Origin of the sequence: uncultured Adlercreutzia sp., assembly GCA_910585575.1 — a bacterium.
Lineage (GTDB): Bacteria > Actinomycetota > Coriobacteriia > Coriobacteriales > Eggerthellaceae > Adlercreutzia.
Window position 1 is genome coordinate 1 of the sequence record CAJUFS010000050.1, and the last position, 19,276, is coordinate 19,276.

Annotated in this window: 16 protein-coding genes and 1 tRNA gene; 9 read left to right on the forward strand and 8 right to left on the reverse strand. The window is 62.5% G+C overall.

All coding sequences use genetic code 11. The features are described 5' to 3' along the window. Positions 1–1,331: APC family permease (locus QZ307_RS07685; RefSeq protein ID WP_295998164.1), on the forward strand; the 1,331-nt coding region annotated here is incomplete at its 5' end. Between the two features lie 205 nt (positions 1,332–1,536). On the opposite strand, the gene QZ307_RS07690 is transcribed toward QZ307_RS07685, so the two are convergent. Continuing rightward, positions 1,537–2,475: a hypothetical protein gene (locus QZ307_RS07690; RefSeq protein WP_295998167.1), complete on the reverse strand. Its 939-nt coding sequence runs from the start codon at positions 2,473–2,475 to the stop codon at positions 1,537–1,539. A gap of 154 nt (positions 2,476–2,629) precedes the next feature. Here QZ307_RS07690 and QZ307_RS07695 point away from each other — a divergent pair, with 154 nt between their 5' ends. Both QZ307_RS07695 and QZ307_RS07700 read left to right on the forward strand, forming a co-directional pair. Continuing rightward, entirely contained in the window at positions 2,630–3,169 is a 540-nt protein-coding gene (locus QZ307_RS07695) for a phosphatase PAP2 family protein (protein WP_295998170.1), read from the forward strand. A 181-nt stretch (positions 3,170–3,350) separates the two neighbouring features. Next, positions 3,351–4,466 carry a helix-turn-helix transcriptional regulator gene (locus QZ307_RS07700; RefSeq protein ID WP_295998173.1) on the forward strand — a complete coding sequence of 372 codons (1,116 nt, stop codon included), beginning with the start codon at positions 3,351–3,353 and terminating at the stop codon, positions 4,464–4,466. A 115-nt stretch (positions 4,467–4,581) separates the two neighbouring features. On the opposite strand, the gene QZ307_RS07705 is transcribed toward QZ307_RS07700, so the two are convergent. After that, complete coding sequence (locus QZ307_RS07705; RefSeq protein ID WP_295998175.1) at positions 4,582–6,552, reverse strand: MFS transporter; 1,971 nt, start codon at positions 6,550–6,552, stop codon at positions 4,582–4,584. Between the two features lie 258 nt (positions 6,553–6,810). Beyond that, a complete protein-coding gene (locus QZ307_RS07710) occupies positions 6,811–8,016 on the reverse strand; it encodes a PLP-dependent aminotransferase family protein (protein ID WP_295998178.1) in 1,206 nt (401 codons plus the stop codon). 225 nt (positions 8,017–8,241) lie between these two features. Here QZ307_RS07710 and QZ307_RS07715 point away from each other — a divergent pair, with 225 nt between their 5' ends. Further along, positions 8,242–8,784, forward strand: coding sequence for a GNAT family N-acetyltransferase (locus QZ307_RS07715; protein WP_295998180.1), 543 nt, complete (start codon positions 8,242–8,244; stop codon positions 8,782–8,784). Between the two features lie 42 nt (positions 8,785–8,826). On the opposite strand, the gene QZ307_RS07720 is transcribed toward QZ307_RS07715, so the two are convergent. After that, positions 8,827–8,901 (reverse strand) — tRNA-Gly (locus QZ307_RS07720). A 71-nt stretch (positions 8,902–8,972) separates the two neighbouring features. After that, positions 8,973–10,265 (reverse strand): helix-turn-helix transcriptional regulator, encoded by a 1,293-nt coding sequence (locus tag QZ307_RS07725; protein ID WP_295998183.1) that lies wholly within the window; start codon positions 10,263–10,265, stop codon positions 8,973–8,975. A gap of 586 nt (positions 10,266–10,851) precedes the next feature. Between QZ307_RS07725 and QZ307_RS07730 the strand changes: the two genes are divergently transcribed. From QZ307_RS07730 to QZ307_RS07745, 4 genes are all read left to right on the forward strand, one after another. Beyond that, positions 10,852–12,714 (forward strand): FAD-binding protein, encoded by a 1,863-nt coding sequence (locus tag QZ307_RS07730; RefSeq protein WP_295998186.1) that lies wholly within the window; start codon positions 10,852–10,854, stop codon positions 12,712–12,714. A gap of 284 nt (positions 12,715–12,998) precedes the next feature. After that, positions 12,999–14,105 carry a methionine ABC transporter ATP-binding protein gene (locus QZ307_RS07735; protein WP_295998190.1) on the forward strand — a complete coding sequence of 369 codons (1,107 nt, stop codon included), beginning with the start codon at positions 12,999–13,001 and terminating at the stop codon, positions 14,103–14,105. Then, on the forward strand, positions 14,106–14,765 hold the full coding sequence (locus QZ307_RS07740; protein WP_295998193.1) for a methionine ABC transporter permease: 660 nt from the start codon (positions 14,106–14,108) through the stop codon (positions 14,763–14,765). Between the two features lie 127 nt (positions 14,766–14,892). Continuing rightward, the gene (locus tag QZ307_RS07745; RefSeq protein ID WP_295998196.1) at positions 14,893–15,792 is read left to right on the forward strand and encodes a MetQ/NlpA family ABC transporter substrate-binding protein; all 900 of its coding nucleotides are present in this window, start codon (positions 14,893–14,895) and stop codon (positions 15,790–15,792) included. Positions 15,793–15,885: 93 nt separating this feature from the next. On the opposite strand, the gene QZ307_RS07750 is transcribed toward QZ307_RS07745, so the two are convergent. Together QZ307_RS07750 and QZ307_RS07755 are read right to left on the reverse strand one after the other, a co-directional pair. Next, a complete protein-coding gene (locus QZ307_RS07750) occupies positions 15,886–17,319 on the reverse strand; it encodes an aldehyde dehydrogenase family protein (RefSeq protein WP_295998200.1) in 1,434 nt (477 codons plus the stop codon). 71 nt (positions 17,320–17,390) lie between these two features. After that, complete coding sequence (locus tag QZ307_RS07755) at positions 17,391–18,173, reverse strand: SDR family NAD(P)-dependent oxidoreductase (RefSeq protein ID WP_295998203.1); 783 nt, start codon at positions 18,171–18,173, stop codon at positions 17,391–17,393. A gap of 217 nt (positions 18,174–18,390) precedes the next feature. Here QZ307_RS07755 and QZ307_RS07760 point away from each other — a divergent pair, with 217 nt between their 5' ends. Beyond that, complete coding sequence (locus tag QZ307_RS07760; RefSeq protein WP_295998206.1) at positions 18,391–19,086, forward strand: HAD-IA family hydrolase; 696 nt, start codon at positions 18,391–18,393, stop codon at positions 19,084–19,086. Here QZ307_RS07760 and QZ307_RS07765 read toward each other — a convergent pair. Further along, positions 19,083–19,276 (reverse strand): hypothetical protein (locus tag QZ307_RS07765; protein ID WP_295998209.1); only part of this gene is annotated, 194 nt, incomplete at its 5' end. The genes QZ307_RS07760 and QZ307_RS07765 overlap by 4 nt on opposite strands.

The window sequence follows — 19,276 nt, forward strand, 5'->3', positions numbered from 1 at the left end:
TGCGCCGCGGCTTGGGCTTGTGGGACGTCGTGCTCTACGGCGTTCTGTTCATGGTAATCATTGCGCCCCACTCCATTTGGGGTCTGGTCCAGCAGGATTCGCTGGGCATGTCCACGCTGGTCTACATCGTAGGCTTTGTGGCTATCTTCTTCACCGCGCTCAGCTATGTGCGCATGAGCAACCGGTTCCCTATTGCCGGTTCCGTGTACTCCTACGTGCAGCGCGGCATCAATCCCCACGTGGGCTTTATCTCCGGCTGGCTGATTCTGCTGGACTATTGCATCACGCCGGCCCTGCTCTACGTCATGGTGGCTAACTGGGGCACCATGTTGGTACCAGGTAGCCCCTGGTATCTGTGGGTCATCGTATTCGTGATCTTCAACACCTTCGTGAACATCCGCGGCATTTCTATGACGCGCGGCATCGACCTGATCATCTTCATCGTGGAGATCCTGGCCGTTATCGCCTTCATCGCCCTGGGCACGAACTTCATCCTGGGCGGCGGTGGCGCCGGCGAGTTCAACGCCGATCCGCTGTGGCAGCCTGGTAAGGTGGACGCGCACTTCCTGGCTGCTGGCATCTCCATCGCAGCCCTGAACTTCCTGGGCTTCGACGGCATCTCCACCCTGGCCGAGGAGACCAACCGCCCCGAGAAGAACATCGGCCGCGGTATCCTGATCGCCCTGGGCATCATCATCGTGTGCTTCGTGGCCCAGACCTACATTGCCTCGCTGGTGCAGCCTGACTGGCAGAGCTGGAGCCCCGAGCATGCCGAGAACGCCTGGTTCTACGGTTGCCAGCTGGTGGGCGGCGATCTGTTCATGAACATCATGCTCATTATCAACATCGTGGCCATCGGCATCGCCAACATCATGAACGCCCAGCTGGCCGCTTCGCGCTTGCTGTACTCCATGGGTCGCGACAAAGTGATCCCCGCCATCTTCGGCAAGGTGCATCCCAAGTACCAGACCCCTTGGGTCGGCGCCATCTTTATCGGTGCCGTGGCGCTGGTGCTGTCGCTTATCCTCACCATGGCCGACCTGGCCACGCTGGTGAACTTCGGCGCCCTGGCCTCGTTCATCATGCTGAACTTTGCGGTGTTCTGGTTCTTCTTCGTTCGCGAGAAGAAGCGTCGCACCGTGGGCGATTGGGTGAAGTACGTGGTGTGCCCGTGGCTCGGCATTATCATTCTGGGCTACGTGTTCACTGGCTTCGACATCATGACCTATGCGCTGGGCGTGTCCTGGTTCGTCATCGGTTTCATCATTTGCGCGGTGAAATCGAAGGGCTTCAAGGAAGTGCCCGAGGCGTTCAAGAACCTCGATGTGTAAGTAGTTTTCCGGCAACATCTTCCCCCGCATCGAAGAAGGCTCCCCGCAAAAGCGGGGAGCCTTCTTGTTTTGGCGAACCAGGAGCGAAGCGGATCGCCGTGTCGTGCGATGCCAAGGAGACGCCTTCTGGGGAAACGTTGCTGGGGAAGCGGCCTCGGGGGACGTCGCAGGCGAGGAACGCCCCCAGCTCATGCCTCCGATAAACCTAGTTAAGGGAGACGAAAGCGTACGAGGCTTCGTTGTCCTGGCCGAAGTCGGCGTCGAGTTCGTAGACGTAGCCGGGCTCAATGACGAACGTGGCCGACTTGTCGGCGGCGTTCGTCACCATGACTTTCTCGTCGTGAGACGAGCGCTCTATGGCCCAGGTGCCCTGCGGGGTTTGGGAGACGGGCGTGCGCTCGACTTCCAGCTTGACAAGGGTGCTCGAGAAGGTGACGGTGGCTTCCGTGGGGGCGTTGATGCGCGCATCGGGTGTGCCCTCGACGAGAACGCCGTCGCGATCATGGTACTCGCTGTCAATTTCACGGGTGCTTCCATCGGCTTGGCGCCATTCGGAAGCGTAGGCGGTCAGCGGAAGGCTCACCTGCCCCAGCGTTGTGGTGTACTCGACGGTTCCCGTGGCAACGTTGCCCGCGTCGGCGGCACCGAAGATGGCGGCAACCTCGTCAGCGTATTTCTCAGCCTCGGCCGCATCGCCTTCGGAAATGACCTGCACTTTGCTGATGCCCGGGTACTGCCCGGGATAGCTTTCCAGCATGATGCCGTTGCCCGTGACCGATACAACGTCACCCACTCGCAGGGCATCCTCGTCGATCTCGCGCCCGTCGAGGCCGAAGACGCGGTCGTCGGGCAGGGTCGGAATGTAGAGCGCGCCGTTGTCCTGATCGACGAAGGCCGCCTCGTCGTCGCCAACGTAGACCACCAGGGCCGTGCTGGTCACAGTGTTTTCGTCAGTGACGCCGGCGCTTGATGAGCGCTCGTCGAGGGGCGCCACCCTCTCGGTGCTTGTCGCAACCGATGGCTCAGAGGCTTCTTGCGGGGTGGTTGTGCACCCGGCCAGGGTGCCCAGAGCGAGGACGCCAGCGGCAGCGCCAGTGATGAGGGCCCGGCGCGCGCGGGGAGAGGAAAGAGAAGATTTTTTCATTGGGCAACCTTTCAAGAGGAGGTGCTTTGCAGTTCGATCACCTTATTATACTGCCGCGGGATGATACAAGATCAGGGGGAAAAGAAGCCGTTGCGCAAGCGACGGATGGTAGAATGGGCTTCTGTACTGGCCCGTCTTTGGAAGGACTGTCTGAGTGTTGTGTCCGTGCCGCCCCTCTGCCTATGCCGCCCGTTACCGTTCTTGGGCGGCGGTTGCCCAGGCCCATCCCCTGTTGGCAAAGAGCCTCAATGCGGCGAATCACGGCATAGTCGCGCTGTTCTACGGAGCCTTCGCAGCGCTGCTGGTAGTAAAGGGGCTCGCCGACCCATGGGCTTTGCTTCCCCTGATTGGCATCCCGGGCGCGGCTTTCGTTGCGGTGAGCCTTGTACGGGCGCGCCTTAACGCCCCTCGTCCTTTCGAGAAAGACGGCATCGAGCCCTTGGTGGCTCGCGAGGGCTCAGGGTGCTCCTTTCCCAGCCGTCACGCGTTTTCCGCCTTCACCATTGCTTCCTGTTGGTGGGTGGCAAGCCCCGTGGTGGCCGTCGTGCTGCTGGTACTCGCGTGTTTGTTGGCGGTTCTGCGCGTTGCCGCCGGTGTCCACTATCCGCGCGATGTGGTGGCCGGCGCCGTCGTTGGTTTGGCCACGGGTGCGCTTACGGTGGCCGCGACAGAACTTCTTAAAGTGATGATGTGACAAGGCAGAACAAGCTCTCGACCTGGCCTTCGCAACCGCCAGGCGCCTTGAAGTTGCGCAAAAAGATGCCGCAAGTTGGTAGCGCGCTACGGATTTGACGGGTAAGGTGAAGGCGTTGATCAACCATCGACGCCCACCGTCCTCGGCCGACCCGTCCAACACAACCATGAAAGAACGCACCATGAGTTTTCGCAACAACCTCCAATACCTGCGCGCCTCCCACTCCATGACCCAAGAGCAGCTGGCCATGCTGCTGGGCGTGAGCCGTCAATCAGTGACGAAGTGGGAAGCGGAGAAGTCCTATCCGGAAATGGATAAGTTGCTGAAGATGTGCCAGATTTTCGATGTCTCTCTGGATGACTTGGTCCAAGGAGACGTCACCGCCACGCCGGTCACGGCCGCCGCCCAGGCCAAGGCCCAGGCGCTGCGAGCCAGCGCCGGCGGGCCGCCCCAAGATGTGTGCGGCTACGACGAGCACATGCGCGCCTTCGCCGCCAAAATAGCCACCGGCGTGTTGGTGGTCCTTCTGGGCGTGGCCCTGCTGATGGCCGTCGAGGGATGGGCTGAGACCTACCAGCCTGCTCTGGAGGCTTTAGGGCTCATCCCCTTGTTCGTTGCCATCGCTGCCGGCGTGGCGCTGTTCCTGGTAGCGGGCTTGCAGCATACGGAATTCCAGCGCAACCACCCCTTTATCCAGGACTTCTATACGAGCGACGACCGCCAGCGAGCCCAGCGCTTCTTCGCCGTTACCCTGGTGGCGGGCATTGCGTTTGTCTTTACGGGCATTGTGGCCATGGCGTGCACCGATGCAGCTTCAGAGTTCGTGCAGATGGAGGCAGCGGCCCTTATGATGGGGTGCTTCGCCGTGGGTGCGTTTCTCATTGTCTACGGCTCCATGCTGTTGGGTCGTCTCAACATTGCCAACTATAATCAGGCGCGCGAGCAAGCCTTGGCTGAAGGAGAGTTGTGGGAAGGTCTGGCAAGCATGGACCTTGCCACCTTGCGCAGCACCTATACCGACGAGCAGCTCTGCGCGATGCTGGGGGTGGAGCAGGCCACCGACGAGGAGCTGCTGCGTGTGCGGGCGCGCCTGGAGCGTCGCCGCCGCAAGGGCCAGATCACCGGAGGCTTGTGCGCCATAATCATGATTGTGGCCACCATCGCTGGCCTGGTCATGCTGTTCGTGCCGGGTTACCAGACGCCGTATTTCTGGCTGGCCTGGGCCATCGGTGGCCTGCTCTGCGCCGTATCCGCTATTGCCATCAGTTCTTTCGTCAAGGACGACCCCACGGTCTAGGATCACGGCACAAAAAGAGGCGCCCCGAAGGGCGCCTCGAATGGACTAGCGTGCGTGGTGCGTCGGAGCAAACGGACGTCTCGCTCGAACGTGCGTTGCCTGTTCGACGTGCGCTTTAGCGGCCGTTAGCCTCGCGCTGTGCTTCTTCGTAGTAGCGGTCGATGGCGTAGCGGGTGATGTTCGAGCGGTTGATGATGCCCACCATGCGCCCGTTCTCCAGCACCGGGGCCTTCTTAAGGTGGCCCTCCGACAGAACACGGGCCACTTCGCCCAAGTCGTCGTTCACATCCACGGAAATCACGCGCTTCGTGGCAATCTCGCTGACCGGCAGAGCCATGGTCTCGCGCAGCGTAGCGTCGAAGTCGGCGTTCTCGCGCTCCACCACGAAGGACCAGGCGGTCTTGAAGGCCGGCACCTGATCGGCCAGGGAGGCCATGATGTCTCCGTCGGACACGAAACCCACCACGCGACGGGCCTCGTCAACCACGGGCGCACCGGAGATGCCCTTGTCGGCGAACAGCTCCATGGCCTGGGCCACCGAGGTAGTGGGAGAGACGGTGAACACGTCGGTCTTCATAATGGCTGCCAGGGTGTCGGAAGCCGCGGCGGCCGCACCAGCAGCGGCTTCGCCCTCGACGGCTTCGCCCCAAGCGGCCTGCGGAGCGGCGTCCACAATGGGCTTTGCGGCCGCGCGGCGAATCCACAGAGCCAGGAAGAAGCCCACCAGGGCGAACACGCCCACCAGCACGCCGGAGGCCACCATGCCGCTGGTAGCGGCTTCAGCGGCGGCAACGCCCGAGGCAGCCGCCGAGGCGCCCACCAGAGCGTAGACGCCGGTGAACACCGAAGAGCCGAAGCAGCCGGCAATCTGGAAGCCCGTGGACATGACGGTCACGCCGTGAGGGTTCATCTCGGGTGGCAGCTTCGACAGGGCGAAGGACTGCACCGGGCCGATGATAAGCGCCGAGCCGCAAATGACGGGAATGTAGATGATGGCCAGCAGTACCGGCGAAGCCGTGGCGATAAACAGGGCCGTCAGCACCGAGAACACCGCGATGCAGGCGAAGCCCACAGGCAGCAAGATGCCCGGACCGTGCTTGTCGTAGATGCGTCCCGCGAGAGGGGAGGCGGCGCAGGAGCACAGGATGGCAGGGAACAGCGTCAGCGAAGCCACCAGCGGCGGCGTGCCCAGCACCGACTGCATGAAGGTGGGCACGATGATGTTCATGGCGAAGATGGTCACCAGGGAAAGCATGTTGGCGATAACGCCCACCGCGAAGGGCGGGATCTTCAGCGGACGCAGATCGATGAGCGGCTCGGCCAAGGTGCCCTGGCGCTTCACGAAGAACACGAGGGCGATAATGCCCACCACGGCAGCGCCCACGGCCACGGGTACCGAGCCCGCGAAGATGGTGGACACGCCGTACAGGATGCCGATGAGTGCCACGCCGATAAGGGCTACCGAGGCGGCGTCGAGCTTCGGATGCGTCAGGTGCGCGATGTCGCGCAGGATGAATGCGCCGCACAGCAGGCAGATAAGCGACAGAGCGGCGAACACCCACAGAAGCATGTTCCACGGGGCAATGGCAAGAATCAGGCCAGCCAGGATAACCGAGGACGAGGGCCCCAGGGTGGTCATGGCGCCCATAATGCCCATGTAGGTGCCCAGCTTCTCGCGGGGGGCCACCTCCAGGGTGATGTTCATGCCGATGGGGATGAGCATGCCCGTGCCCAGGGCCTGCACGATGCGGCCCACCAGCAGCACGGCGAAGTTAGGAGCCAAGCCGCCGATGATGGAGCCGACGACCAGCAGGGCCGTGGTGGCGCAGAACAGCGGGCGCGTGGGGAACGAACGGTAGGCGAAGGCCGACACCGGCACCATTACGGCCGCGCCCAGCATGTAGGCGGTGGCCAGCCACTGCACCGTGGACACGTCCACGGACAGGGCTTCCATGATGGGGGCGAAGCCCACGTTCAAAAACGTCTCATTGAAGGTGGCCAAGAAGGCCGCGAAGGCGGCAACGAAGAGAATAGCCGCGGGGTTTTGCTGCTTGGTGGTGGCAGCGGGTGATGCTTGATGGGACACCGATTTCCTCCTTCCGCAGCGCGCGGTGGGCAAATCGGATCAGGCAGAGAAAGAGCGCAGCGGGCATGACGTCACGGCGGAAGTCTTTCCTGTGCCGTGATCAGATTTACGCGCCGCCCGGCGCTACATGTGTCGTTTGCAGTGCTTATTCAATTGTGCGAGTTGACAGGTTATCACGAAAAGGGCGCGAAATGCGCCCTTCAATTCCGTGAATGGAGCCGCCAGACTCCGCTCTTTGTGGTGAAATGCGGCTGTGCGCTACTCGGCAACTACCTCAGCGATGACCTCGCCCAAGCGGCGAATGCCGTCGCGGATGGTGTCCTCGTCGGCGTTGGTGAAGTTCAAGCGCATGGTGGAGTGCTTGCCCGGCTCAGCGTAGAACGGATCGCCCGGCACGAAGGCCACGTTGCGCTCCAGCGCCTTGTCGAACATGTCCATGGTGGAAATGCCCTCGGGAAGGGTGACCCACAGGAACATGCCGCCCTCGGGCTTCGTGAAGGAGACGTTCGCGGGGAAGTACTCGCCCATGGCCTCCACCATGGTCGCGGCCTGCTTACCGTAGAGACCGCGGATCTTCACCAGGTGCTCGTCTAGATCGTTGTGGGTCAGGTAGTCGTACACCACGTACTGGGAGAACACGTTGGTGTGCAGATCGGCCGCCTCCTTGGCGGTGTTCAGGGCCTTCAGCAGCGCATGGTCTTTCGTGAGCAGGTAGCCCATGCGGAAGCCGGGGGTGACCGTCTTCGAGAAGGAACCCATGATGACGCCGTGGGGGTGGTTCACGCCGCCGATGTAGGGGAGAGACTCGCCCTCAAAGCGCAGCTCGCCGTAGGGGTCGTCCTCCACCACCACAATGTTGCGGTTGGCCAGGGCCTCGCGCACCTGGCGGCGGCCCTCCTCGGTGTAGGTAAGACCCGTGGGGTTCTGGAAGTTCGGAATGAGGTAGATCATCTTGGCGCCGGCGTCCAGAGCCTCGTTGAGCTCTTCGATGTTCAGTCCGTCTTCGGTCAGCTCCACCTCGCGGAAGACCGGCTGGTTGAGAGCAAAAGCCTGGATGGCGGCCAGGTAGGTGGGCTTCTCCACAATGACGCCGTCGCCCTTGTCCAAAAGCACCTTGCCCAGCAGATCGAGGATCTGCTGAGAGCCGGTGGTGATAAGCACGTCATCGGCCACATAGTCGGTGCCGAAACGCTTGTTGTAGCGCTCGGCCACCCAGCCGCGCAGCTCTTCGATGCCGGCCGTGGCGGAGTACTGGAAGGCGTCGGCGCCGCGCTCGGCCACCACGCGCTCCATGGACTCCAGCAGCTTTTCCTGGGGGAAGGAGATGGGATTGGGCAGGCCGCCGGCGAAGGAGGTGACGTTCGGATCCGAGGCGGCCTTCAGGATCGCGCGCACGAAAGAGGGCGGCGTGTTCGTGATGCCGTCGGAAAGAAGCTCGTCAATTTCAAAGGTGGTGTCTGCCATAGGGTCCTCCGCTCGTTCGGCGCGGGACGATGGTCTCGCAGCCGCTTCCTTAGGGAAATGCTCTCGGAACCATTGTTCCACTAACAAGCGGCCGCGCAACCGTTATTTCGGCCCAAGCGTGGAAGAAAGCGCCGTGAGGGGCGCCTATGCGCCCGTACCTTCCTCGCTGCCAGGCCAAGCGATGATGATAGAATTGCGGCTAAGACAAGGGAAAAGGGGTGCGGTATGGCCGAGGACTTCTGCGTAAGACAGGGAACGCTCGAGGACATTGACGATCTTCTGGTTATGTATACGGAAGTCCAGGAAGCCGTGGCGGGTACCGACAACGACCCGCTCTGGCGCGTGGGCGTGCATCCTTGCCGCGAGCAGCTCGAGGCTGCGGTGGAGGCCGACGCGCTCTTTGTTGGCTTCAAGGACGGCCAGGTGGTTGGTGCCCTCGTCTGCGACGAGACGGCGGCCCCGGGCTACGAGGCGGTGCCCTGGCAGGTGGATGCTGCGCCCGGGGAATTTGCCACAATCCATCTTTTCGGCATGCATCCGGCTTTCCGCGGGCAAGGCCTAGGCCGCCTCTTCATGGAGGCCGTGGAAGCAGAAGCGGCGCGTCGCGGTTACCGCGCCGTGCGCCTGGACACGCTTATCACCAACGTAGGAGCCCAGCGCACCTACGAGCGTCTGGGATATCAGAACATGGGGCGCCACCATCTCACGTACGGCACCTACATCGACACCGAAGAACCCCGCTTTGTGCTGTACGAGAAGGTGCTGTAAGACAGAAACAAAAACGGCCCCGAAAGGGGCCGTGGCATGTTATGGAGCGGGCGACGGGACTCGAACCCGCGAATACAAGCTTGGGAAGCTTGGGCCTTACCACTTGGCGACGCCCGCAAGTGCACGGGGAATTATACCCCAACTTCGCCACTCCGAGAAGAAGTACATATCTTCCCTTCGGGCTTCACTCAGTGAGTTTGCTGTGGCAACGTTGTCCGCGTGAGGCGCAGGATGTCCTCGCGCGAGGAAACGTCCAGCTTGCGATAGATGTTGTGGATGTGCGTGCGGGCAGTGTTCGGCGAGATGAACAGGGCGCTGGCAATATAGGAGCCGTTGTGCCCCTCGGCCAGGTAGGCGAGAATCTCGCGCTCGCGGGAAGTAAGGCCGAACTCCGTTGCCAGCGCATCACAGCGCTCCTGGAGCGACGGTGTGCCAGCTTCGAGCCCCGCAGCCGAGCCGCCCTTTGATGCGGCCGCAGCGGTGCTGTCGGCATCGGCGCCGACGCGTTCCTCAGTATTGTTAGCGCCGACATCGCGGATGCGACGCACGTAGGACACCAGCGCCAAGGCGAAGGCGTACACCGTGGTGGTAAGGGTGACGGCCACGTTGATCAGCTCATCGTCTAGGCCGCCGGCAATCATCTGCCCGACAAACGAGGTGCCGCAAAAGGCCGCTACCGCCACGGAGAATACCAGGTCGGAAGAGAACTCGCCGGCGTGGGCCACGGCGCAGAGCGTGGCAATGGTCAGCACGACAGCCAAAGAGTAGACGCCGTAGGTTAGCCAGACGGCCACCGCCTCGCCTGCGTTCACCGTGGCGGTAATGGCAATAGCGGCCAAAAGCACCAAGGCGGCAATGGGCAGAAACGTCAGCTGCAAACCTCCGGGCAAAAGGAATCGTCCGCGCTTCAAGGCCGCATAGGCAACCAGTCCCAGGGCGGCCAGCACCATCATGGAAAGATAGGCCACCTGGCCCTCGTTGAAAGCCGTGCGCATGACGGCCATGACGAAGGCGAAGGCAATGAGCCCCAGCCCGGGCATAAGGGCAACGTCAACTAAAGAGGCCAGAGTCTGGCGGGCTGAAGGACGGGAGATCGTGTCGGGCTGTGCGCCCTCGTCGTCGGGTCCGCGGGCTGTCTGAGGGGAATCTGCAAGAGCGGGCAGGCTTTGCAGGGTCAGGGGGATAACCACGCTGGCAAGGGCGGCCAGGAAAAACAGCCCCAAGGTAGCTTCCAGGGGAAGCTTGCCGTACAGAAAGCACAGGATGGCCGAAAGCGCCGAGGCCATGCCTACCACAAGAAGTGCCGGGCGAATGGAAAGCAGGCGTCCGCAGATACGTCCCCATACCAGCACCAGGCAAACGTTTGCCACGCCCGTGATAATGCTCAGTGCCATGTAAACGGCGGTGTCGGCCACGTCCAGGTAGCCGACAAATCCAAAGGCGAGGGAGCAGGCCACATAAACGACGCCTATCAGGGCCATAAAAGGCGCCGATGATAGGGATGCTCCGCGCAAGGCCATTGCGCCCGCGACGGCCGCCACGACGGTGCTGGCAAGAAGGAGCGTTTCGGCGAACGTTCCCATATGCGCCCCCAAGCCCGGAAGCCGCAGAAACGAGATGGCTGTCCCTGAGTAAATAAGCAGGGATGAAAACAAGGAGGCCAGTCCGATAACAAGCAGCAGGCCGCTGCCCGGTGAAAGAGACGGCGGCGGCAAAGGACCGTCGTGCGGCGATGGTGCTTTGTTGGTCATGCGGTCCCTCCCAAGCCCGTAAATGACGTTGACGGCCATTATAGCAAGCGCCGCGCCACTGGGTTGTACGAACGTGCACGGGTTACCTTTTCAACTGGGAAAACGTCAAAGCGTTGAGGGGAAATACGTAAAACCGTTGAGGCCGAACGGAACCCTTTCGCGGTGAAAATCAACGGTTCTTCCGATGGCGGGGTACCAAGGTCCGCTGGCATGATGGCGTCATCGGCCAAGCGCGACGCTCCGAACGGCGGGGCGCCCCGGCAAGGGAACTCCGGGGAACGCGCTGGCAAGTCAATCCTAGAAAGGGAGAGGGATTATGGAACTGACGCGTAGGAACTTCATTGCGGGTGCTGCTGGTGCGGGCGTGCTGGGCGCTTTGGGCTTGGCTGGCTGTGCTCCTCAGGCCACGAACACGGCTGCTGCTAAGGCGGCCGACGGCGAGAGCCTGAGCGCTACGGGCGCCGCTGCACGCCCCGACTACTATATGTGTGACGAGGACTGGCTGGGCGCTGCTCCCGAAATTAGCTCCGACGAGATTACGGCCACCAAGAGCTTCGACGTGGTGGTAGTGGGCGGCGGCCATGCCGGCACCCAGGCGGCGCTGGCCGCGGCCCAGGAGGGCGCCAAGGTGGCGGTCATCGAGACCCACAACGACGGCGAGATTGTCTATCGCGGCGACGACATCTGCTCCTACAACTCCGAGCTGCTGCAAAGCTGGGGCTTCGGGCCGTACGATCTGGACGAGATTGTCAACGAGTACGTGCGCCGCGCCAACGGCCGCTGCAACACCGACGTCATTCGTTCGTTCGTGTACAACTCCGGCGAGATGATGGACAACCTGGCCTCGCTCATTCCCGCCACGTCCAACGTCTTCGACTACGAGGGCAACGAGTGCATCGTGCAGATTGCCTACGGCAAGGACAAGGGCACTGACTACCCGGTGGAAATTTCCGGCTACAAGATGTGGGCCTCCACGGTGCAGACTGTGGGCACGCAGAACGCCCAGCCCGTGGGCAAGGCCGGTCTGACCGAGGTGTCCCGCCTGACCGAGATCGAGACCTACTGCCGCGACGCCGCCGAGGACCTGGGCGCCGAGTGGCACTGCGGCCACACTGCCGTGCGCTGCCTGCAGGATGAGGCCGGCGCCGTGACCGGCGTTATCGCCCAGGATGCCGAGGGCAACTACGTGCAGTTCGACGCTGCCAAGGGCGTCATTCTGGCTACGGGCGACTTCGGTGCGAATCCCGACATGGTGTGGGAGTTATGCTCCGAGTGCGCCGAGAACGCTATGCGTCACGGCGTGGAGCGTGAGCGCATGACCGGCATGACCGACTGCGACGGATCGGGCCACAAGATGGGCTGCTGGGCCGGCGGTGCCATCGAGAGCCATCCGCGTCCGGTGGCCGGCGACGCCCCCTCCATCTCCTTCGGCCCCTGGGGCTCTACGCCTTGCCTGTGGCTGAACTGCCAGGGCAATCGCTTCATGAACGAGTCCTTCGCGGGTCTGGTGCTGGCCCAGTCCGTGCGCCAGCCCATCAACCAGGAAGCGGCCATGGTGGGCAACTTCGCCATCATGGACAAGAAGCACATGCAGTACATTCAGGCGGGCGGTCTGGACCACGGCGCTCCCAACTGGGGCTTCCCCGAGGGCATCGAGGAGTACCAGGCTCAGATGGATGCCGCCGATCCCGCTGCCGGCACGGTGACCGTGCGCGGCCTGGAAATTGCCAACCGCGGCATGGCCATGACCAACGATGTGTTCGTGGGCTCCACGGTGGAGGAAGTGCTGCAGAACGCCGGCCTGACGGGCGACGCGCTGGAGAACGCCAAGGCTGCCGTCGAGCGCTACAACGAGCTGTGCGCCGCCGGCAAGGACACCGATTTCGGCAAGCCGGCCGACAACCTCATTCCCATTGACGAGGCTCCCTTCTACATTGCCGCCCAAAATACGGCCAACCTCTACGGCCCGGGCCTGAATACGCTGGCCGGTCTGTGCGTGAACGGCAACTACCAGGTGCTCACCGCCTCGAAGAACGATGTTGTGCCCGGCCTGTACGCCGTGGGCAACACTATGGGCGAGCGCTACGGCAATGCCTACAACTGCCCCTCGGCAGGCAACAACATGGGCAACGCCATGACCTCCGGCCGTGTGGCCGGCAAGCACGCCGCTCAGGCCTAAGCCCCTCGCGGGTATCGAGCAAACCTCGGTGCCATCAAGCATACGCGGGCGCAGCCCCCCTCTGCCGCGCCATAGTCTTCGACGCCCCGCTTCCCTCCCCGCGGGGCGTCTTTGCTTGCTGTTGCGCGATGCTTCTCGACAGGGCGCCATCGGTTTTCGCGATGGGGATCTATCGGGTTTTGGGGCGTTCCGTCCGACGGCGCCCTCGGGTAGTATTCCTTTCACACAAGAAGCAAACCGTGGGACGGCGCCTTTGTGCCGTCCTGTGAAAGGAAATGCGCCTCGTGATCGAGCTTCGCAACATAGACAAAACCTTCCGTTCGGGCAAAACCGAGGTAACGGCGGTGCGCGATGTGAACCTGACCATCGCCGACGGCGAGATCTTCGGCATCATCGGGTTTTCCGGTGCGGGCAAGTCCACGCTCGTGCGCTGCATCAACCTGCTCGAGCGGCCGACGGCCGGCGAGGTAATTATCGACGGCACCGATCTCACCCGGCTCTCGCCCAAGCAGCTGCGGGCCGCGCGCAAGAACATCGGCATGATTTTCCAGCAGTTCAACTTGCTGTCCCAGCGCACGGTGGCCGACAATATCCGCTACCCCTTGGAATTGGCGGGCACGCCCCGCGCCCAGGCCGACGAGCGCGTGCGCGAGCTGCTGGCCTTGGTTGACCTGGCGGATAAGGCCCGTGCCTACCCGGCACAGCTTTCCGGTGGTCAGAAGCAGCGGGTGGCCATTGCCCGCGCCTTGGCCTGCAACCCCAAGATCATCCTGTGCGATGAGGCCACCAGCGCGCTGGACCCCATCACTACCCATGCCATCTTGGACCTGCTGAAGAAGCTCAACCAGCAGTTGGGCGTCACGGTGGTGGTCATCACCCACGAGATGCGCGTCGTCGAGCAAATTTGCGACCGCGTGGCGGTGATGGATGCCGGCGCCGTGGTGGAGCAGGGCAGCGTTCGCGACGTGTTCCTTCGTCCCCAGTCCGAGACGGCACGCCGCCTCATCGACCCCACCTACAAAGAGGGCTCGGGCCTGACGCTGCCGCCCAACACCCTGCGCCTGGCCTTCACGGGCGAGGAATCCGGGGCGCCGGTTATTTCGGACATGACGGTGAAATGCAACGTCATGGTAAGCATTGTGGCGGCGAATACCGAGAACATCGGCGGCAAGCCCTTCGGCCAGATGCTTATCGAGATGCCCCACGACGCCGCTGCCCAGCAGCGCATCTGCGATTACCTGGACGGCCGCGGCGTGTACTACGAGCGTAGCATCCCCGCCGGCTCAGGCCCTGCCGCGTCCCAAGTTCCGGCAGCGCCCGATGCGCAGGCTATTATTGAAAGCGATATTCCGAACAACGAAGAGTACGGCCTGGGAAAGGAGGCGAGGTAAATGTCACCGGAACTGATCGACCTTATCGTCACGGGGGTGTGGGAGACCCTGTACATGACCCTCGTTTCCACGGTCATCTCCTATGTGCTGGGCATTCCCCTGGGCGTTATTCTCTATGTGACCGACGCCAAGGGCATTCGCCCCAATCGCGCGGTGAACCTCATCGTCGGCACCATCGTGAACATCCTGCGGTCCATTCCGTTCCTCATCCTGCTGGTGATGATTCTGCCCTTTACGCGCCTGGTGGTGGGAACCACCATCGGCAGCACGGCTACCATCGTTCCGTTGGTGGTGGCAGCGGCTCCCTATGTGGCGCGTATGGTGGAGTCCTCGCTCAAGGAGGTGGATCCGGGCGTCGTTGAGGCTGCCCGGGCCATGGGATCGTCGGTGTGGCAGATGATCTGGAAGGTGTTCCTGCCCGAGGCCAAGCCGTCGTTGCTGGTGGGCGCGGCCATTTCGCTGGCCACTATCCTGGGCTATTCGGCCATGGCCGGCTTCGTGGGCGGCGGCGGTTTGGGCGCCATTGCCATCAACTACGGCTACTACCGCTACCAGTTCGACGTCATGCTCATCACGGTCATTCTGCTCGTTATCATCGTGCAGATATTCCAGGAAGGCGGTTTGGCGCTGGTGCGCAAGATCGACAAGCGCCTGCGCTAGCCCCTCTCCATCCCCTGTTTCTTGGGCGGTTTCAGCCGCCCGCTCAACCACGGTACCACCGCGGCTTGGCCGCGTGCGCACAGCTTTCATGATGCTTGTCAGCACATATCGAAAGGGAGGAATCATCATGAAGAAGGTAGTTACTCGTAAAACGTTTCTGAAAAAGGCCGGCGCCTTCGTGGCCTGTGCCGCTCTGTCCGGCTGCTTGCTGGCGGGTTGCTCCAGCAGCACGGAAGGAGCCGACGCCGGCTCTTCTGCTGACAACAACGCCGCTGGCACCGAGCAGCCGGCCGAGGGCGACAACGTGATCACCGTGGGCGCCTCGCCGACGCCCCATGCCGAGATTCTCAACGCCATTGCGGACGATCTGGCTTCCGAGGGCTACACCCTCGAGGTGAAGGAGTACAACGACTACATCCTGCCGAACACGGCGCTGCAGGACGGCGAGCTGGATGCCAACTATTTCCAGCACATCACCTACCTGAACGATTTCAATGCTGAGAACGGCACCGATCTGGTGGCCGTGGCCGAGATTCACTTCGAGCCCTTCGGTCTGTACTCCAACAAGGTGACGAACGTGAGCGACCTGGCCGATGGTGCCACGGTGGCCGTGCCCAACGACACCACGAACGAGGCCCGCGCGCTGCTGCTGCTCGAGCAGGAGGGCCTCATCAAGCTGAAGGACGGCGTCGGCATCAACGCCACGGTGCTCGACATCGAGGAAAATCCCAAGAACCTGAACATCCAGGAAGTGGAAGCCGCCCAGGTGCCCCGTACGCTGGACGAGGTAGATCTGGCCGCCATCAACGGCAACTATGCTCTGAATGCCGGTCTGAGCGTGGCCGACGCCATTGCCACCGAGTCTTCCGAGGGCGAGGCGGCCCAGGCCTACGCCAACGTGCTGGCCGTGAAGGCGGGCAACGAGAACGACGCGAAGACCCAGGCTTTGGTGAAGGCGCTCCAGAGCGACACGGTGGCCCAGTTCATCGCCGACAACTACGCCGGCGCCGTGGTGGCCGTGTTCTAATCACCTCCGCGTTCCTTGCGCTTAAAGGGCGGCCGAGTTGTCACTCGGCCGCCCTTTTTGTTAGCAAAGGCCTTCTGCGCGGACGGGAACGGGCTATTTTCCGGGCATGAAGAACTTCAACACGCGCATTTTTCCCTCGTTGAACGGTGGGTTACGCACGTCCAACTCGATCTTCGTGCTCTTCTTGGTAGTGGATTTGTAGTGGGTGAACGCGTCGAATCCCACTTTGCCGTGGTAGGCACCGATGCCGGAGTTCTGCACGCCGCCGAAGCCCATATGGTTGTTGCTGGCGTGGATGACCACGTCGTTGATGGTGGCGCCTCCGCAGCGCACGCAGTCGAGAATATGCTGCTGGAACGCGCGGTTCTCCGAGAAAATGTAGCACGCCAGCGGGTGTTTGATGGAGCGCACAATAGCCAGGGCGTCGCTTAAGTCGTTCCAGGTGATAATGGGCAGAGCCGGTCCGAAGATCTCTTGGCTCATCAGGGGGTCTTCAATTCTGACGCCCGTGACCACGGTCGGCTCAATTTGGAGGGTGGTGGGGTTGCGGCGGCCGCCAAAGGCAATCTTGGTGCCGGCGGGACGGTCGTCGATAAGCCCGCACACCATGTCGAAATGCTTCTTATTGATCATATGGGGGTAGTCGGGACTGGCCAGCACGTTGTCGCCGTAGTAGCGGTGCACGGCGCGGCCGAATTCCTCCACGAAGGCATCGGCGACGCTTTCGTGCGCCAGCACGTAATCGGGCCCCACGCAGGTTTGCCCTGAGTTCAGGCACTTGCCCCAGGCCACGCGCTCGGCGGCGCACGTTACGTCGGCGTCGGCTGCAATAATGACGGGGCTCTTACCGCCCAGTTCCAGGGTGACGCTGGTAAGGTTCTGCGCGGCTGAGGTCATGATCTCCTTGCCCACGCGAGGACTGCCAGTGAACATGATCTTGTCGAACTCCACCTGCAGCAGCCAGTTGTTCATGTCATTGCTGCCGTGCCAGCAGTACACGTAGCGTGGGTCGAAGATCTCGCGACACATATCGCGCAGAAACTGAGAGGTGTTCCCTGAGGTCTTCGACGGCTTCATGGCCACGCAGTTCCCGGCCCCCATGGCATCGATAAGGGGCACGAGGGTAAGCTGCAGCGGGTAGTTCCAGGGCGAGAGCACCGCGGCCACCCCGAAGGGGTAGGGATACACTTTCGACGTAGCGGGGAAGTGGGCAAGCGACGTGGGCACATGGCGCGGTCGCGCCCAGTGGCGCAGCTTCTTCTGATAGAGGCGCAGCTCGTCGTAGACCAGGCCAAGTTCGGTGGCGTAGGCCTCGAAAGCGGATTTGCCCAGGTCGGCATGGAGCGCTTCCAGGGCTTCCTGCTCGTGGCGCAGCAGGTAGTCCTGCAGGCGCCGCAGCTGGCGCAGGCGAAATTCCACCGAGAGCGTTTCGCCGGTCTCGAAGTAGTCTTCCATGGTGTTGATCTGATTTTGCACGTCGGCCATAGAGGTGGCCACGCCGTAGTTGTTGTCTTGCAGCTCGGTCATGAGCGTTCCTTTCTGGGGAGTTCCAGCGAACAGGGGGCAAGGGCTTTCTGCGTCAGGCGCCTCGCTTCTTGCTAGAGACGGCGCAGCACATCCCAGCCAGCCATGGTTACGCAGGCGGGCATGATTTTGCTGACCACGCGCAGGGCCGCCGACTGGGGGCTGGCGCAGGCCACGGCGAAGTGGGCCTTATTGGCGCAGAGCGCCCGGCGCACCACGGTTTCGGGCGTCTGCTCGCCCAGCAGATGGCCCACATCATGGCCGCCCCCCGAGGCGCGGGCCACCTTTTCGAACCCGGTTTTCACCCAGGTGGGGCACAGGGCCGTGACGGTAATGCCGGTGCCGTGCAGTTCCCAGCGCAGGGCACGGGTGTAGCGCAGCACGAAGGCCTTGGTAGCGGCGTACACGTTCATGTGGGGCAGCGGCGCAAAGGCCGCCGCCGAGGCTACCTGGATGATACGGCCGCCGCGCTCCATGTAGGGAAGGCTTGCGCGGGTCATGTCCACCAGGCCGCGGCAGTTGAGGTCGATCATGGCATCGACGGAGGCATCGGCAATGGTCTGCCAATCGCCGAACTTACCGAAGCCAGCGGCGTTTACCAGGAAGGTGACGCGCGGCTGTTCTTTGACAAGCAGGGTGCGAATGGAGGCAACGTCGGCTTCGCTGGTGAGGTCGGCGGCTACTGCTCGAGCCGGCGTATCGAGCTCCTTGGCAACGGCTTGCAGCTTCTCTTCATTGCGGGCGATAAGCCAAAGCTCATCAGCTACCTGGCGCTCGTCAAGCTGACGGGCGAATTCCAAGCCGAGTCCTGAGCTGGCGCCAGTGATAAGGGCAACGCGTTTCGGTGACTGATCCATGGGAGCCTTCTTTCTGGGAATTGATGTTCTCACCTTAGCAATCACGAAGTCTGACGTAATGGCACGCTGGCTGTTCGTTACAAGGCCGTGGCTCAAGTTTTCTGAGGGAGGGGAATTGTGAAACCCCGCTAACAATTTGGCTCGAATGGTGGCATGGCGGCGTCGTTCGTGGTTTCCTAGAGCCAAACGAACGTGCAAACCGAAGGAGCTTGACGCCATGACTACCGTTGCCGATGCAACGCTCACGCCGCCGTTCGATACCTTTGTGTTCGATCTGGATGGCACTTTGCTTGATACCCTCGACGACCTTATGGTGCTCACCAACGAAGTGTTGGCCGAGTTCGACATGCCGCCCCACACCCGCGAGGAAATCAACTCCTACGTGGGCAACGGTGCCCAGGCCCTTATCTACCAGGCGGTGCCCGAGGGCACACCGCAGGAGGTGGCCGATGCGTGCCTCGCACGCTGGAAGGAAGCCTACGACACCTTCCCGAACGACCTGACCAAGCCCTATCCGGGCATCGAGGCTCTGTTGGCGGAGTTGCGTCGTCGCGGCTGCAAGCTGGGCATTCTGTCGAATAAATTCGACGGCGGCGTCCAGTTCATCGTGAAGAAGTGCCTTGATGGCCAGGTGGACGTGGCCCACGGAGAAGGCGGTCCGCAACACTTCCCGCGCAAGCCCGCGCCCGAGGGGCTGCTCGCCACCATAGAGGAGTTGGGTAGCACGCCGGCGCGCACCGTGTACGTCGGCGACTCGCCGGGAGACATTCACGCTGCGCGCAACGCTGGCTGCTATGCCGTGGGTGTGACGTGGGGCTACCACGATCCGCGTGATTTCGCCGCCGAGGGCTGGGAGCCCGATGTGCTGGTAACATCGACGGATCAGATCCTCGCGCTGGCGCCGGAAGCCTAAGGTTCCTGAAGCAGAAGTGCTATCGTAGGAGTTGCCGCTGCGCGGGCCCTGAGCGTCCGGCGGCGTTTCCCGTGAAACAACGAATGCGCAAGGCTGGGCGGCATGACGACACGCGTAAAGCTCATAATCTCGTGGATGGCGGTCGCCCTGTGGGCGGCCTTCATCTTCTTTATGTCGGCGCACACCGGGG